The organism is Arthrobacter citreus (assembly GCF_038405225.1).
Taxonomy (GTDB): domain Bacteria; phylum Actinomycetota; class Actinomycetes; order Actinomycetales; family Micrococcaceae; genus Arthrobacter_B; species Arthrobacter_B citreus_A.
Map to the genome: position 1 here is coordinate 3,274,234 of NZ_CP151657.1, position 13,852 is coordinate 3,288,085.

Sequence of the window (13,852 nt, forward strand, 5' to 3'; positions counted from 1 at the left end):
ATCCACGGAGAGGCACATTGATGCGGACCATCACGGGAATCGGAGTCAGCGCCGGGCGGGTGCTGGGGCCCTCACTGCGGATGCCGCCCCCGGTGCCCGAGCCCGCAGCGGATGCCCGGTTCGGTGCGGACCAAACGGTCGACGGAGAAAAAGCGCGGCTCAAGGATGCCGCCGAGGACGTTCGGGACGATCTGCGCCACCGCGCGGAGACAGCATCCGGTGACGCCAAGGCGGTTCTGAACGCCACGGCCATGATGGCCACCGACCCGATGCTGCTCAAGGCTGCCGGGAAGCACATCAATGCCGGCATGACCCCGGAACGGGCTGTCTGGGAGGCCGGAATGGAAGTGGCCGCCATGCTGCAGAGCCTGGGCGGCTATATGGCCGAACGCACGCAGGACGTGCTCGACGTCAGGGCCCGGATTGTCGCCCAGCTGGACGGACTGCCCCCACCCGGGATCCCGGGGTCGGATGTTCCGTTCATCCTCACGGCCGAGGAGCTGGCCCCCGCTGACACTGCCACCCTGGATCCCGCCAAAGTGATCGGACTGGTCACGTCCGGCGGCGGACCCCAGTCCCACACGGCCATCCTGGCCCGTTCCCTGGGGCTTCCCGCCGTGGTCGGGGCGGTGGAATCGGACTCCATCCCCGACGGCGCCGAGCTGTTTATCGACGGGGCTGCCGGAACCGTTGTGGTGGAGCCCGGGACAGCCGAGCGGGAAGCGGCGCAAAAGTACGCCGCCCGGGTCTCCCTGCCGCCGTTCAGCGGCAAGGGCACGACGTCGGACGGTTACGCTGTTCCGCTGCTCGCCAATGTTGGGTCCGGCAAGGACGCCCGGGCTGCCGCCGTTGCCGGCGCCGAAGGCATCGGCCTGCTGCGCACCGAATTCTGCTTCCTGGGCCGGGATTCCGAACCCGGCGTGGAGGAGCAGGTGCAGGCCTATGGAAGTGTTTTTGAGGCCTTTCCGGGCCGGAAGGTCGTCATCCGCACCCTGGACGCCGGGGCTGACAAACCGCTTCCGTTCCTGACCGACACCACCGAGCCGAATCCCGCGCTGGGCGTGAGGGGCTACCGGACCGACCGCACATCGCCGGGTGTGCTGGCACGGCAGCTGGAGGCGATTGCCATTGCAGCAGGGGCCCACGAGGCCGACGTCTGGGTGATGGCTCCCATGATCGCAACCGCAGACGAAGCCGCCGACTTCGCTGTGATGTGCACCGGGGCCGGGCTTGCCATCCCCGGCGTGATGATCGAGGTCCCCGCGGCGGCTGTGATGGCGCAGGCGATTCTGTCCAGGGTCCGTTTCGCTTCCCTCGGCACCAACGACCTGACGCAGTACACCATGGCGGCGGACCGGCAGCTTGGCTCCCTGGCCAGCCTGAATGACCCATGGCAGCCGGCAGTCCTTCGGCTGATCAAGAACACTGTCGACGGCGCCCGCGCCGCCGAGGCTGCGGCTGGATCAGATTCGGTGGAGTCACCCAAGAATGTGGGTGTCTGCGGGGAGTCCGCCGCGGACCCGGCACTCGCCGTCGTGCTGGCGGGGCTGGGCGTTAACACGCTGTCCATGACCCCGCGGGCGCTGGCCTCGGTGGGAGCGGTGCTCGCCTCGGTGAGCATAGCCGAAGCCAAGGACCTGGCATCGCTTGCCCTGGCCGCTGCCTCCGCGGCGGAGGCGCGGACAGCAGTGCGCAGCCGGCTTCCCCTCCTGGAGGAGCTTGGCTTGTAACGCCCTCCCCTCACCCCACAACCGGAAGGAAACATCCCATGCCAGAACGTAAAGCCACAATTGCCAGCCGGGTCGGTTTGCACGCACGCCCGGCCTCAATTTTTGCCGAGGCCGCAGCGGCACAGCCGGTGGACGTGACCATTGCGATGGAGGGGGAGCCTGCGGACGAGGCGATGGATGCCGCGAGCATGCTGTCGCTGATGAGCCTGGGTGCCTCGAACGGAGATGTGGTGGTGCTGCGTGCCGAAGGTGACGGCGCCGACGACGCCCTCGATGCCCTGGTCAAAGTCCTGGAAACCGATTTGGACGCGCAATAAGCCGCGTTGTTCGATAAAAGTAAAAGCGGGAGCTTCGGATTTCCCGGAACTCCCGCTTTCTGTGTTTGCCGCGCATTCGCGGCAAACGGATACAGCGAAGCCAGCGGAGCAATCCGCTGGCTTCGGTTGTAACCTCACGCTGACCCCCCACAGGCAGCGGATGTTACATAATCATAATTCTGGCACAGGATGATGAAAATGTGAATGTTCGTTGCAGATTCTTTACCTGGAGGCGTACGCTCTGGCCAGCAATCCGGGCTTGGGGCGCCGCTTGGCGATCCTGCGTGCATTCCACATAATGCCCAGTCCAAGAGACACCACGATGACGGCGGAATAGGGAAGCACGGTGTCCCATACGCCGATGTTCGGATTTATCGCGGCAAGGGACAGTGCGGAGTGAATGACCGAGGCGGCCAACCCCAGTGCCAGCAGGGCGGCGCTCACCCGGATATCGGCCGGAAGCCGGGATGCAGCGGCGGAACCGACCAGTGAAGGGACAAGGCAGGCACCCACGTAGATCTGGTACAGCCGGGCACTGTCTCCGTAGGCGTGAACCGTGTCCTGGTCCCAGTATGCGGCGAGCGCGGTGGAGGATTCAGGCAGGTCGCTGAGTACGTAAAGCACCGCCACCGATACGGCGCAAGCCGCCAGGACGATCATCCCCACCGGCCCGCCGATCAAACGAGCCGCAAGCTGAGCCTGGAAAGCCACAGCGGCCTTCAATCCCACAATCAGGAGGACAGCAAACAGCAAATACCTCAAGAGGAGGTTCGCAGCATTGACCCCTCCCAGCAGGGAGTCCACCGGCAGGTAAAAGTACGGAATGCTCAACGCCATGGCTGCGGACAGGAAAATCAGGGCGTAGAACATTCCCCGGTTATCACCGCGAATGGCAGCCGGCACCCGCAGCAGTGCGAAGAAAAGGGCCGCACCAAGGGCCGCCCACTGTAATGTCATCCCAATTGCTCCATAAGTGCGAAGTTGTTTTTTTCCTCGTTCTCGACCTTCTTCAGGACCTTGCCCAGCGCGTCCAGCCGGTCCCGGGCAAGGATCACCAGGTCAGCATCGGAGAGCTGGGCAAGCGCCTGCTCCCGTCCGCCGCGCGGCCAGCCGCATTCATCGGGGGTGAGCATGCCCGTTGCCACGAGCCCGCTCGTCAGTGAAACACCTGCCAGCCGGGCGGCCTCCACGGCCAGTCCGCTGGCCAGGCGCCCGGCCGTGAGCTGTGCGGAGAGGTTCTGCGGCGCCACTCCAGTGCTGGCACTGAGCCGCTGCCTCAGATCGCCCGGATCGACTGCCGCGAACCAGCCGCGCACCGAGTACCGGTGCGGAAACGCGCACAGGGCGGGCATTTCCTCAGGCGAAAGGCCGGGCTGCCGGCTCCTGGCCACCACCTGCTCCAGAATGCAGACGTAGGTTACCTGGCTAATCAGTTCCGCTGACGACGGAGGACGCATCCCCGCCCGCAGATCGCGGTACTCCTCGAAGTAGGACAGAGCCTCAACAGGGTCCTGGTCGCAGGCCCGCGCCACCTGAACCACGGTGCTCACCGAAACCTTGCCACGGACCAGCTGCTGGGCAAGCGTGGAGCGTTTGATGCCGGCCAGCCGGCACAGATCCGCAGTGGTTTCGAGAGGGGCAGCTGTGGCGCGCCAGTCCTGGAACGCCTTTGCAGACACGGACACGGACAACACCCCCCCAATTGGTTTCTCCGGACGGATGCAACTATACTATTTCAACTGGCTCCCCCTTCTGCGTTCCCCCCATATGCAGAGCGGGGAGCCAGCTTCAATTAACGCAGGGGGCGTTTCATCCCCGCCGGGCTTACCGGGCTTACCGGGCTTCCTGTGGCCAGGACACGTGGTGGCTGAACTCAGGATGTTTGGCCAGGTAGGACGCCGCGTAGGAACAATAGGGCTTGATGCGCCGGCCCGACGCGATGATGTCTTCCGCAGCGAATTTGACCAGTATCGAAGAATAGCCCTGGTGCCGAAAAGCCTCCCGCACCACCGTATGGGTCAGGGCCACCGATTCCGGCGCTTCGATATATTCCGCGTATTCGGCCGTACCCACTAATTCACCGCCCACGCGGAGCTCGTAGCGGCTGCGGTCAAGGTTGTGGGAGAGGTTGACGTCATCCCTGCTGCGCCCGGTCATGCCCATGAGCCTGACACCTAACCGGCATTTCGTCCATAGCTTTTTCCAGTTACGCGGCCCGGCCGTCCCCGGCCGATGTTTCGGCGTTTTCCCATGCCTGTTCCAACCCCGCCACCGCAGCCTCATAGCTGTCCAATTCCGCCTCAGCCAGGTCCGACACGGCGGGCTGCGGGCGGAGCGCTGCCGCGGCCTTCATCGCCTGCATCAAGGACTTGGTTTCAGGCCGGGACGCGTCCTTGAGTCCGGGCCGCTCCAGTGCCTTCCAGTCATCGAGCTCGTACGAGCTCCAGCTGAGCAGCACCGCGTCATGCCGGCGTTCAAGCGCAGCGATGCGCCGGCCGCGTTCGTCCCGCAACCGCTCCTCACGGCGCCGCCGGCTGCGGACCCGCACCCAGCCCGCGGCCCCGGCAGCCCCCGCAACGGCCACCAGTCCAACCCAAGGCCGCGCCCCCGGATTGCCGGCAACGGCCCACGCCACGGCCAGCAGGGCAGTCAGCAGGCCGGTGAAGCTGATCCAGAACAGTCTCTCGCCGTCCCCGCGCTCCAGGGCCGCATCCACCCTCATGGCGGTCAGGGCCAGGGCCGCCGCCATCAGGATCAGTGCGGGAATGAGAAATCCGGCGCTTGCGTCAACTTGCGGCATTGGTCCCTCTTCTCCGCAGCTAGCGTGATCGGTTACTCCCATCACACGCCGAATGCCCGCAAAGGTCAATAATCCCGCACCGGCCACCAGCCGGAGTTTGGGTCCGGCGCGCTAATGCCAAGTATGCTGATGTTCTGAATTTACCGTCCGGGACCGGCCCCGCCGTTCCCGGCAACGGTGTACTTTCATTTCACGGAGCCCAAAGGATAAGAATGAAGATTCCCGCACCGCGCGGACCTGTCAGCACCACACTCCTTGACCTGCTGCGCACGCAGGACGGGCCGACCCCCGGGGATCTGGCCGCCCTGACGGAAGCATCCCGCCGGGCTGCCGCCGAAACCGGAGACATCCTCCGTGACGATGATCTGCAGCTAACCCTTTTCTGCCTCTATGAACTGCACTACAGCGGACTCGACGGAGTCCCTGACAGCCTCGAATGGCATCCGGCACTGGTCGGTCTGCGGCTGGAGCTGGAGGCGGTCTTCGAGGCAGCCCTCCGCCGCGCAGTTCCCGTTCCCGCCCTTCCGGAAGCCACCAGCGAGGCGGTGGCCGAGGAACTGTTCCGCATGGCGGCCGACGACGACGGTCCATCCGTGTCCCGTTTTGTCGCATCCAAGGCAACCAGGGAACAGCTCCAGGAGTTCCTGATCCTTCGTTCCGTGTACCAGTTGAAGGAAGCCGATCCCCACAGCTGGGCGATTCCCCGCCTGCCGGTGGGCCGGGCAAAGGCGGCGCTGATCGAGATTCAGGCCGACGAGTACGGCGGCGGGCGGCCCGAACGCATGCACTCCCACCTTTTCGGCGTCACCATGAAGGGGCTGGACTTGGAAACGGAGTACGGATGGTATCTGGATTTTGTCCCGGCACTGACGCTGGCTTCCTCAAACGCCATGTCCCTGTTCGGCCTGAACCGCAGGCTGCGCGGCGCGATCGCCGGGCACCTTGCCGCCTTTGAAATGACGTCATCCATCCCCAATTCCTTCTACGCCCGGGGATTCCGCCGGCTGGGATTTGATGACAGCGTCACCTATTACTTCGATGAACATGTTGAAGCCGACGCCGTGCATGAGCAGATTGCCGCCCGGGACCTGGCGGGCGGCCTGGTTGAGTCAGACCCCGCACTTCTTTCCGATGTCCTCTTTGGCGCAGCAACCGTATTGACCCTGGACGCCATGATGGGCGGAGACCAGCTCACTGCCTGGCAGGATGGCCGGTCGGCCCTGCGGGAGGCCGGGTCCGCCGTTCCGGCGCCGGGAGCCAGCGCCCTCGTTGGCGCCGCCCTGGCTGCCGGAGTCACACCGTGACCCCCGCCGCCCCGTCAGGGGTGCCGAAACCGGCCGAACAGCCGCAGCCTGAAGGCAGCCCGGCGTCAGCCGCGGGCGACTGCGGAGGCTGTCCTGCCGGCTCCCCGCCCGATCCGGTGCCCGGTGAGGCCCGGCCCGCGGCTTCGGTGGTGGCCTGCCCCAATGGGCCGCTCCTGATTCGGGGCGATTTCGAGATTGTCACCCCTGACGGAATTCCCCTTCCGAGGGACCGGGAAACTGTTGCCCTGTGCCGGTGCGGCGGATCCGCGATTAAGCCGTACTGCGACGGAACGCACAAGCTGATGAAATTCGACACCTCGCGGCGCCGCCCGGTGCCGCCCGCCGTCGTCGAACGCAGCAGCGACGCCGCATCCTGACAAAACCGGGCAAAACCGGGCAAAAGAAAAGCACCCCGGTCCTCAGACCGGGGTGCTTCCAATGTGCCGGGTTATCCACTTCCGGATAACCGGCCCCATTCCAGGGTGGGCCCTGTGGGGCTCGAACCCACGACCCACGGATTAAAAGTCCGATGCTCTACCAACTGAGCTAAAGGCCCCCCGCCGTATCGGGACGGCTGTCCAGCCCGGTATTCCAGGGGTTTTCCGGCAGGAAAAGCCCCGGGAAACTGATGCCGGTCAAGCCGCCGACGAATCGACTTCTCCACTTTATCGCACGAGGGACGCATCTCACGAAACCGTGCCGCACTCTTTGTGATTCGCGCGTCCGTGCACTGTTGGAAGGCATGGCCTTCGGTGCCGGGCCCGCCTCGACGCCTGTTCCCGCTGCGGAGTATTCTCAAATTATGAGTGAGTCGAATTCCATGCCGCCACGGCATCACAAGCCCAAGCTGTACGCTCCGCTGGATTTCGCCAACTTCCCCGGAGGCGCGGATCCTGCCCGGGTCTCCGAAGCTGCCCATCTGGCCGCGCAGGCCCTGGTTCATCACGGGCGGGAGAGCGATGATCCGGAGATCACCCGCCGTCTGGTCAAGCTCGCCGACAAACAGGGGCTTGAATCCATTGCTGAGCTGTGGGCGGAAAGCCCTCCCCGCTCGCTGCCCGGAGCCCTGTGGCGCCTCTACGCCCTCCGCGCAGCGACACAGCAGAATCCGGAGCGTGTCGCCGCGTACTACGCGGCGGGCAAGGATGTTGCACAGGTATCCAAGGTTGTGGCCGGGGTCGCAGAGCCCCTGGGTGCCGACGAGGTCAAAGCCATGGCCGACACCATCCTCTCGGGAGCCTTTGAGGGCGACTTTGATGTGGCTCTGGAACGGTTTGCCGCGTTCTGCCGCGTGGTGGCCCTCGGGCAGACCCATCATGCGGATTCCGCGGAGACCGGGAGCACCGGAACTGCCACCCAGCTGACCCGTAATGCGCGCCAGCTCGTGAAAACGGCGGAGGACCTTGAACACTCCGCTGCCGCCTGGCGGCGGGGAGAGCTGGACTAGGCCCGCCGGAGCTCATGTTGACATCGCCGGCCAAGAGTAGAAAACTGAAATTGGTGTCGGACTGCGGAACCCCCGGGCTTCAACTTAGAGCCGCTTCGAGCGGCCTTCCGCCGAGAGGCGCTCCCGGTCCGGCACCGCTTTTGTGTCTTCCCGCCCAGCCGATAATCTTAGGCGCGTGACCTACTTCATGCAGGGCCGGTACAGCATTCAATCTTCCCGGATTACCCAGTGAGGCTGCGGCTTTTCCCTCAGGAAAACGCCGGGCTTGAGCTGCTTTCCAAGATGGGAAGCGTGCTGGCACGCGGCGTGGGAACCCTTTCCGAGGTTCTCGGAGCAGACCCGGAGGACTACGGACGCCTCGCTGAGCAGATGCATCAGCTGGAGGCCGAATCCACTGATCTGCATTTTGCCCTGATGACCCAGATGCGCTCCAGCTTCATCAATCCCCTGCCGCGTGAGGATCTTTATGGTCTATCACTCATTCTGATGTCGGCCATGGAGAATCTGGACGCCGCCGCTGAAGTGGCGACCCTGTACCGGCTCACCGGCATCTCGGGCCGCGCCTCCGAACAGCTCGAAGTCATTGGACGGCAGTCGGAGCTGACGGTCGCCGCGATGCGCCGGCTGGCATCCCTTGAAGACCTCGATGATTACTGGATTGAAATGCTGAGGTTGTCCAAGCGGGCCGAACGCATCCACCGCATTTGGGTCTCCGAACTCCTTCGCGACCACAAACCGCTGAGTTATGCCCGCCACCGCGACCTTGCCGAGCAGCTGGCCGGCGCCGCTACGCAGCTTCGCCGGTGCGCAACGGCAGTGGGCGGCATCCTGGTCCGGGAATCCTAGGTGGAGCCGTTCCTGCTGGCCGCCGTCGTGCTTTTTGCCGGAGCCTACGCGTTCATCAACGGCTTCCACGACGTTTCCAACTCCGTCACCACCTCCGTCCGCACGCGCGCCCTGACGCCAACGGTCGCCGTCATCCTGGCCGCCGTCTTCAACCTGACCGGCGCACTGCTCAGCACAGCCCTTGCCCTGGTGCTGGCTGACCGCTTCATCCAGCTGCCCGAAGGAACCTCGGGGCTCGGCATCCTGATCGCCGGGCTGCTGGCCGCGTCCGGCTGGGGCGTGTGGACTTGGTGGCGGCGCATGCCATCCTCCTCCACACACGCCCTGGTGGGCGGCATCGTGGGCTCGGGCGCGGCTTCCACGCTGGTGGGAGGGCCCAACATCGCCGAGTCCTATCAGGTGCTGCTGCAGCAGATTGTCCTGCCGCTGCTGCTCTCCCCCGTGGTGGCCTTTGTCCTGGCCTACCTGCTGGTTTTTCCCACCACCTGGCTCATGCGTTACAGCTCGCCGCGCCGCGGCGATGCCGGAAACCGGATTGCCCAGTCAGTGTTCACATCGGCGTTTTCACTTGGCCACGGCATGCAGGACGGGCAGCGGACCATGGCCGTGATTGTCCTGGCCCTGGTGGCTGCCGGCTACTCCTCAGACGCCGGGATACCGCTCTGGGTGCAGGTCTTCGCCGGCACCGCGCTGGCCGCCGGCAGCCTCTTCGGCGGCTGGCGGATCAGCCACACGCTGGGTAACCGCCTGGTGCGCATGGACCCGCTGCGCGGCATGAGCGCGACGGCGGTCAGCTCCTCCATGCTGTTCATGGGTGCCCTGTGGCTGCAGATTCCGCTCTCCAGCACCCAGACCATGACATCGGCCATCGTGGGCGCCGGCGCCAACCAGAGGTTTTCCACGGTCCGTTTCATTCCGCTGCGGGAGATCCTGGTGACGTGGCTGACAACGGCACCGGCCACTGCAGTGCTCGGCGGGATCCTCTTCCTGGCGCTCAGCCCGATGCTGTAAAAACACAAAACGCCCCCGGATCCCGGCATGCACCAGGATCCGGGGGCGTTTTAGCGCACCGGGTTTATCCGAAGCGGCCGGAGACGTAGTCCTCGGTGGCTTTCTGGGCCGGGTTGCTGAAGATCACCGGGGTGTCGGCGTATTCGATCAGCTTGCCCGGCTTGCCGGTGCCGGCAATGTTGAAGAACGCCGTCTTGTCCGAAACCCGGGCGGCCTGCTGCATGTTGTGCGTCACGATGACCACCGTGTACTCGCTCTTGAGCTCCTCGATCAGGTCCTCAATGGCGAGGGTGGAAATCGGGTCCAGGGCCGAGCACGGCTCGTCCATCAGAATGACTTCCGGGGACACGGCAATGGCGCGGGCGATGCACAGGCGCTGCTGCTGACCGCCGGAAAGGCCGGAACCCGGCTTGTCCAGGCGGTCCCGGACTTCCTTCCACAGGTTTGCTCCGGTGAGGGACTTCTCCACCAGGTCATCGGCGTCGGACTTGGAAATGCGCCTGTTGTTCAGCTTCACGCCGGCCAGCACGTTGTCCCGGATGGACATGGTGGGGAACGGGTTGGGCCGCTGGAACACCATGCCAATGTGGCTGCGGACGGTCACGGGGTCCACTCCCGGGCCGTAGAGGTTTTCGCCGTCCAGCAGGACCTCGCCCTCCACCCGTGCACCGGGCAGAACTTCGTGCATCCGGTTCAGTGTGCGCAGGAACGTTGACTTGCCGCAGCCGGAGGGGCCGATGAAGGCGGTGACGGACTTCGCCTCAATGTTGATGTTGACGTTTTCTACGGCCAGGAAGTCGCCGTAGTAGACGTTGAGGTCCTTGACGTCGATTCGCTTGGACATGTGTTTCCTTCTGTTCGAAAATTCTCGGAAGCAGGGCCGGCGCTTGCGCCCGCGCCTGCCGCGGTACGGCTTTTGTCAGCGGCCGGTCTTGGGCGCGAAGAGGCGGGCGATCAGGCGGGCACCCAGGTTCAGGAGCATCACCATGATGATCAGCAGAAGCGCGGCCGCCCAGGCACGCTGGGTGCTGGGGTCCGTGTTGGTGGGCGATGTGGGGCTCATCAGCTGCCGGTAAATGTATGTGGGCAGCGTGGTCATCCAGCCGGCGAACACGTTCATGTTGATGGTGTTCACGAAACCGGCGGTCACCAGCAGTGGAGCCGTCTCGCCGATGACCCGGGCGATGGCCAGGGTTACACCCGAGGCAATGCCGGAGATCGCCGTCGGCACCACGACTTTGAGGATGGTCCGCCATTTGCGCACGCCCAGGGCATAGGCGGCTTCACGGAGCTCGTTGGGAACGATCTTGAGCATTTCCTCGGTGGAACGCACCACCACCGGAATCATCAGGACCGACAGCGCGACGGCGGCCACGAATCCGGTCCGCACGCCGGGGCCGAAGACCAGTCCGAAGAAGGCGGCGGCGAAGAGCCCGGCCACAATGGAGGGGATACCGGTCATGACGTCCACAAAGAAGGTGATGGCGCGGGACAGCGGGCCTCCGTGGCTGTACTCCACCAGGTAGACGGCGGTCAGCAGGCCGATCGGCACGGAGATGATGGTGGCCCAGAGTGTGATCAGCAGGGTGCCCACGATGCCGTGGTACGCCCCGCCGAGCACGGGGCTGTCGTTCTGGACGCTGTTGTTGTCCACGGCTCCGGTCATGCCGCCCATGGAGGTGAACAGGAAGTCCGGGCTCAGTCCGGCAAGCCCCTTGGACAGAACGGTGAAGATCACCGAGATCAGCGGCACCAGGGCCAGCAGGAAGGATCCGCAGACCAGATAGGTGGCAAACCGGTCCACGGCGCGGCGGCGGCCCTCCACGGCTGCGGTGACGCCGGTGGCTCCCGCCACGAAGATCAGGGCGGTGAAGATGGTGAAGCTGGCAATGCCGAAGCCGATCAGGGCCGACAGTGCCGCGCCGAGGATGAGCGCTGCGCCGAAGGCAACCCCCACTGCGTAGCGGGGCAGCCGGTTTTTGGTCAGCGTGGCCGGACGGCGGCTGAGTGTTTGTGTCTGCATCAGTTGGCTCCGGAGAATTCTTTATGGCGGCTGATGATCCAGCGCGCAATCACGTTCACGGCCAGGGTGATCAGGAACAGCACCAGGCCGGCGGCAATCAGCTCGGACAGGCGCAGGCCGTAGGCCTCGGGGAAGTTCAGGGCAATTTCGGCCGCGATGGTCTGGTTTCCCGGACGGATCAGGCTGGCGATCAGGCCACCGGAGGACAGCACCAGGGCCACCGCCATGGTTTCGCCCAGGGCCCGGCCCAGTCCCAGCATGACGGCGCTGATGACGCCCGGCCGGGCGAAGGGGAACACCGCCATCCGGATCATTTCCCAGCGGGTGGCACCCATGGCGAGGGCGGCTTCCTCATGCAGCTTCGGGGTTTGCAGGAAGATCTCACGGGTCAGTGATGTGATGATCGGAAGCACCATGACGGACAGCACAATTCCGGCGGTCAGAATGGTCTTTCCGGTCTGGCTGGCCGGACCGGCGAAAATCGGGATCCAGCCGACGTTCTCCGCAAGCCACGTGTACGGTCCCACCAGGGCCGGCGCAAGGACCATCATGCCCCAGGCGCCGTAGACCACTGACGGAATGGCAGCCAGCAGGTCAATCAGGTAACCAAAGCCCTGCGCCATGCGGCGCGGTGCGTAGTGCGAGATGTAGAGTGCGACGCCGATGCCCACCGGGGTTGCGATGGCCAGGGCGATCGCTGCGGCTATCACGGTACCGATGACCAGGGGCCAAATGTAGGTGAAGAAACCCTCTCCGCCGCTGATGTCCGCGGAGTCTGCGGTGAATGTGGGCAGGGCCTGCCAGAGCAGGAAAACTGCCACGGAAAACAGGACGAGCAGGATCAGGCAGCCGGCCAGGAGCGTGATGCCGGAGAAGACCTTGTCTCCGGCACGGCCGGCTCCGCCGGTACCTTCTATGGACTTGCTGGACACTGCACTACCCTTCGGTTCTTCACTGGCATCTACTTAAACACTCTACTGACCCTGCGCCGGTTCCCAGTCCGGGCCGTGAAGCACTCCTCACCACCGGACCGGCTGCGGACGCCGCGCACAGCATGTCTTCCGGTGCCGCCGGTTCCTGCACGGGACCGGCGGCACCGCAGGATCTGCGGTACCGCCTTTACTGTCATGCCGGTTTTATTGTCCTGCCCGAATCACTTCTGCAGGACGGTGATGCCCTCGAGCGCCGTTACTGCCTTCTCCCGCAGCGCCTCCGAGAGAGGTGCGTTTCCTGCTGCGTCCTGGGCGGCGGCCTGTCCTTCTTCGCTCACGACGTACTCGCCGAAGGCCTTCACCAGGTCAACCGTTTCAGCGTTCTCGTAGCCGGTGCAGTAGACGTGGTAGGACACCAGGACCAGCGGGTAGGCGCCGGATTCCGTTGTGTCGCGGTCCAGCTCCATGGCCATGTCGCCGTCCGGGCGGCCCTCGCCCGTCACGGGGGTGGAGGCCTCGACGGCCTTGGAAGCGGCTTCCGAGCTAAGTGCCACGTAGTCGCTGCCCACCAGGACGCTGACCGTGCCCAGGTCGCCTGCTGCAGAAGCGTCGGCGTAGGTGACCGCACCCTCGGTGGAGGTCACCAGGGACACGACGCCGCCGGTGCCGGAGGCGTTCTCGCCATTGCCGATTTCCGCAGGCCATTCACCGGAGGCCTTGTCCGTCCAGGCGTCCGGTGCGGCGGCAGCAAGGTATTCGGTGAAGTTCTTCGTGGTACCGGACTCGTCGCCGCGGTGCACGGGGGTGACCGGGGTGGAGGGCAGCTCCACGCCGGGATTGGCTTCGCTGATGGCCGGGTCATTCCATGCCGTGATCTCGCCGCGGAAAATCTTCGCAATGGTGGTGGCATCCAGGTTCAGCTCGTCGACGCCGGGCAGGTTGAAGGCCACGGCGATCGGTGAAATGTACGCGGGAATGTGCAGGGCGCCCTCGGGGCCGCAGACCGCAGCGGCCGCGGCAACCTCTTCCTCGTCCAGGTAGGCGTCGGAGCCGGCGAACTGCACGCCGCCGGCCAGCAGCGCTTCCCGGCCGGCGCCTGAGCCGTCCGCTGAGTACTGCACTGATGCTCCCGGGTTCGCTTCGCCGAACCCGGCAATCCAGGCCTGCATGGCGGAATCCTGGGAGGATGCTCCGGCGCCGGACAGGGTTCCGGTGACGGTGCTTTCCGATGAGGAGGAGGACTGGGTGCCGCCGGCGGGAGCCGTTGCACTGTCGCTGCCGCAGGCAGTGAGAGTGAGGGCTGCTGCCGACAGGAGGACGGCTGCAGTACTGAATTTTCCAGAAACCAACACGTAAATCCCTTTCAAGGGCCGAATCCCCGGTGCAGGCAGTGGCACGCGGGGGCCGTTCGCTGGGGCGGACTGTTTCCGTCCCTGTATCGA

Annotated in this window: 15 protein-coding genes and 1 tRNA gene; 7 read left to right on the top strand and 9 right to left on the bottom strand. The window is 65.1% G+C overall.

Going from position 1 to position 13,852, the window contains the following annotated elements:
• The first annotated feature begins 20 nt into the window (after positions 1–20).
• Together ptsP and AAE021_RS15135 are read left to right on the top strand one after the other, a co-directional pair.
• Positions 21–1,730 carry a phosphoenolpyruvate--protein phosphotransferase gene (gene ptsP, locus AAE021_RS15130; protein ID WP_342023130.1) on the top strand — a complete coding sequence of 570 codons (1,710 nt, stop codon included), beginning with the start codon at positions 21–23 and terminating at the stop codon, positions 1,728–1,730.
• A 38-nt stretch (positions 1,731–1,768) separates the two neighbouring features.
• Positions 1,769–2,047, top strand: a complete 279-nt coding sequence (locus AAE021_RS15135; RefSeq protein WP_342023131.1) for an HPr family phosphocarrier protein — start codon at positions 1,769–1,771, stop codon at positions 2,045–2,047.
• A 222-nt stretch (positions 2,048–2,269) separates the two neighbouring features.
• Here the strand turns inward: AAE021_RS15135 and AAE021_RS15140 are convergent, their stop codons facing one another.
• The 4 genes from AAE021_RS15140 to AAE021_RS15155 form a co-directional block, all read right to left on the bottom strand.
• Complete coding sequence (locus tag AAE021_RS15140; RefSeq protein WP_342023132.1) at positions 2,270–3,004, bottom strand: hypothetical protein; 735 nt, start codon at positions 3,002–3,004, stop codon at positions 2,270–2,272.
• A complete protein-coding gene (locus AAE021_RS15145) occupies positions 3,001–3,732 on the bottom strand; it encodes a hypothetical protein (RefSeq protein ID WP_342023133.1) in 732 nt (243 codons plus the stop codon). Before AAE021_RS15145 ends, AAE021_RS15140 begins: the two co-directional genes overlap by 4 nt.
• Before the next feature lie 148 nt (positions 3,733–3,880).
• Positions 3,881–4,204 carry a GNAT family N-acetyltransferase gene (locus AAE021_RS15150; protein WP_342023134.1) on the bottom strand — a complete coding sequence of 108 codons (324 nt, stop codon included), beginning with the start codon at positions 4,202–4,204 and terminating at the stop codon, positions 3,881–3,883.
• A 49-nt stretch (positions 4,205–4,253) separates the two neighbouring features.
• Complete coding sequence (locus AAE021_RS15155; RefSeq protein WP_342023135.1) at positions 4,254–4,847, bottom strand: hypothetical protein; 594 nt, start codon at positions 4,845–4,847, stop codon at positions 4,254–4,256.
• Between the two features lie 212 nt (positions 4,848–5,059).
• On the opposite strand from AAE021_RS15155, the gene AAE021_RS15160 reads away from it, so the two are divergent.
• Both AAE021_RS15160 and AAE021_RS15165 read left to right on the top strand, forming a co-directional pair.
• Positions 5,060–6,151: an iron-containing redox enzyme family protein gene (locus AAE021_RS15160; RefSeq protein ID WP_342023136.1), complete on the top strand. Its 1,092-nt coding sequence runs from the start codon at positions 5,060–5,062 to the stop codon at positions 6,149–6,151.
• On the top strand, positions 6,148–6,528 hold the full coding sequence (locus tag AAE021_RS15165; protein WP_425362410.1) for a CDGSH iron-sulfur domain-containing protein: 381 nt from the start codon (positions 6,148–6,150) through the stop codon (positions 6,526–6,528). The genes AAE021_RS15160 and AAE021_RS15165 overlap by 4 nt, the downstream gene beginning before the upstream one ends.
• A 106-nt stretch (positions 6,529–6,634) precedes the next feature.
• Here AAE021_RS15165 and AAE021_RS15170 read toward each other — a convergent pair.
• A tRNA-Lys gene (locus tag AAE021_RS15170) sits at positions 6,635–6,707 on the bottom strand.
• A gap of 246 nt (positions 6,708–6,953) precedes the next feature.
• Between AAE021_RS15170 and AAE021_RS15175 the strand changes: the two genes are divergently transcribed.
• The 3 genes from AAE021_RS15175 to AAE021_RS15185 all read left to right on the top strand — a co-directional run bounded on the left by AAE021_RS15175 (position 6,954) and on the right by AAE021_RS15185 (position 9,455).
• The gene (locus AAE021_RS15175) at positions 6,954–7,598 is read left to right on the top strand and encodes a hypothetical protein (protein ID WP_342023137.1); all 645 of its coding nucleotides are present in this window, start codon (positions 6,954–6,956) and stop codon (positions 7,596–7,598) included.
• A gap of 228 nt (positions 7,599–7,826) precedes the next feature.
• A complete protein-coding gene (locus tag AAE021_RS15180; RefSeq protein WP_342023138.1) occupies positions 7,827–8,444 on the top strand; it encodes a nuclease PIN in 618 nt (205 codons plus the stop codon).
• Positions 8,445–9,455, top strand: a complete 1,011-nt coding sequence (locus AAE021_RS15185; RefSeq protein ID WP_342023139.1) for an inorganic phosphate transporter — start codon at positions 8,445–8,447, stop codon at positions 9,453–9,455.
• Positions 9,456–9,519: 64 nt separating this feature from the next.
• Here the strand turns inward: AAE021_RS15185 and pstB are convergent, their stop codons facing one another.
• The 4 genes from pstB to pstS all read right to left on the bottom strand — a co-directional run bounded on the left by pstB (position 9,520) and on the right by pstS (position 13,759).
• Positions 9,520–10,299: a phosphate ABC transporter ATP-binding protein PstB gene (gene pstB / locus AAE021_RS15190; protein ID WP_342023140.1), complete on the bottom strand. Its 780-nt coding sequence runs from the start codon at positions 10,297–10,299 to the stop codon at positions 9,520–9,522.
• A 75-nt stretch (positions 10,300–10,374) separates the two neighbouring features.
• Positions 10,375–11,478, bottom strand: coding sequence for a phosphate ABC transporter permease PstA (gene pstA / locus AAE021_RS15195; RefSeq protein WP_342023141.1), 1,104 nt, complete (start codon positions 11,476–11,478; stop codon positions 10,375–10,377).
• Positions 11,478–12,410, bottom strand: a complete 933-nt coding sequence (pstC, locus tag AAE021_RS15200) for a phosphate ABC transporter permease subunit PstC (protein ID WP_342023142.1) — start codon at positions 12,408–12,410, stop codon at positions 11,478–11,480. Before pstC ends, pstA begins: the two co-directional genes overlap by 1 nt.
• Before the next feature lie 221 nt (positions 12,411–12,631).
• Complete coding sequence (pstS, locus tag AAE021_RS15205) at positions 12,632–13,759, bottom strand: phosphate ABC transporter substrate-binding protein PstS (protein WP_342025435.1); 1,128 nt, start codon at positions 13,757–13,759, stop codon at positions 12,632–12,634.
• Between the last annotated feature and the right edge of the window lie 93 nt (positions 13,760–13,852).

Coding starts and splice junctions, on each gene's coding strand:
- ptsP (WP_342023130.1), top strand. CDS start 21: ATGCGGACCATCACGGGAATCGGAGTCAGCGCCGGGCGGGTGCTGGGG.
- AAE021_RS15135 (WP_342023131.1), top strand. CDS start 1,769: ATGCCAGAACGTAAAGCCACAATTGCCAGCCGGGTCGGTTTGCACGCA.
- AAE021_RS15140 (WP_342023132.1), bottom strand. CDS start 3,004: ATGACATTACAGTGGGCGGCCCTTGGTGCGGCCCTTTTCTTCGCACTG.
- AAE021_RS15150 (WP_342023134.1), bottom strand. CDS start 4,204: ATGACCGGGCGCAGCAGGGATGACGTCAACCTCTCCCACAACCTTGAC.
- AAE021_RS15155 (WP_342023135.1), bottom strand. CDS start 4,847: ATGCCGCAAGTTGACGCAAGCGCCGGATTTCTCATTCCCGCACTGATC.
- AAE021_RS15160 (WP_342023136.1), top strand. CDS start 5,060: ATGAAGATTCCCGCACCGCGCGGACCTGTCAGCACCACACTCCTTGAC.
- AAE021_RS15175 (WP_342023137.1), top strand. CDS start 6,954: ATGAGTGAGTCGAATTCCATGCCGCCACGGCATCACAAGCCCAAGCTG.
- pstB (WP_342023140.1), bottom strand. CDS start 10,299: ATGTCCAAGCGAATCGACGTCAAGGACCTCAACGTCTACTACGGCGAC.
- pstA (WP_342023141.1), bottom strand. CDS start 11,478: ATGCAGACACAAACACTCAGCCGCCGTCCGGCCACGCTGACCAAAAAC.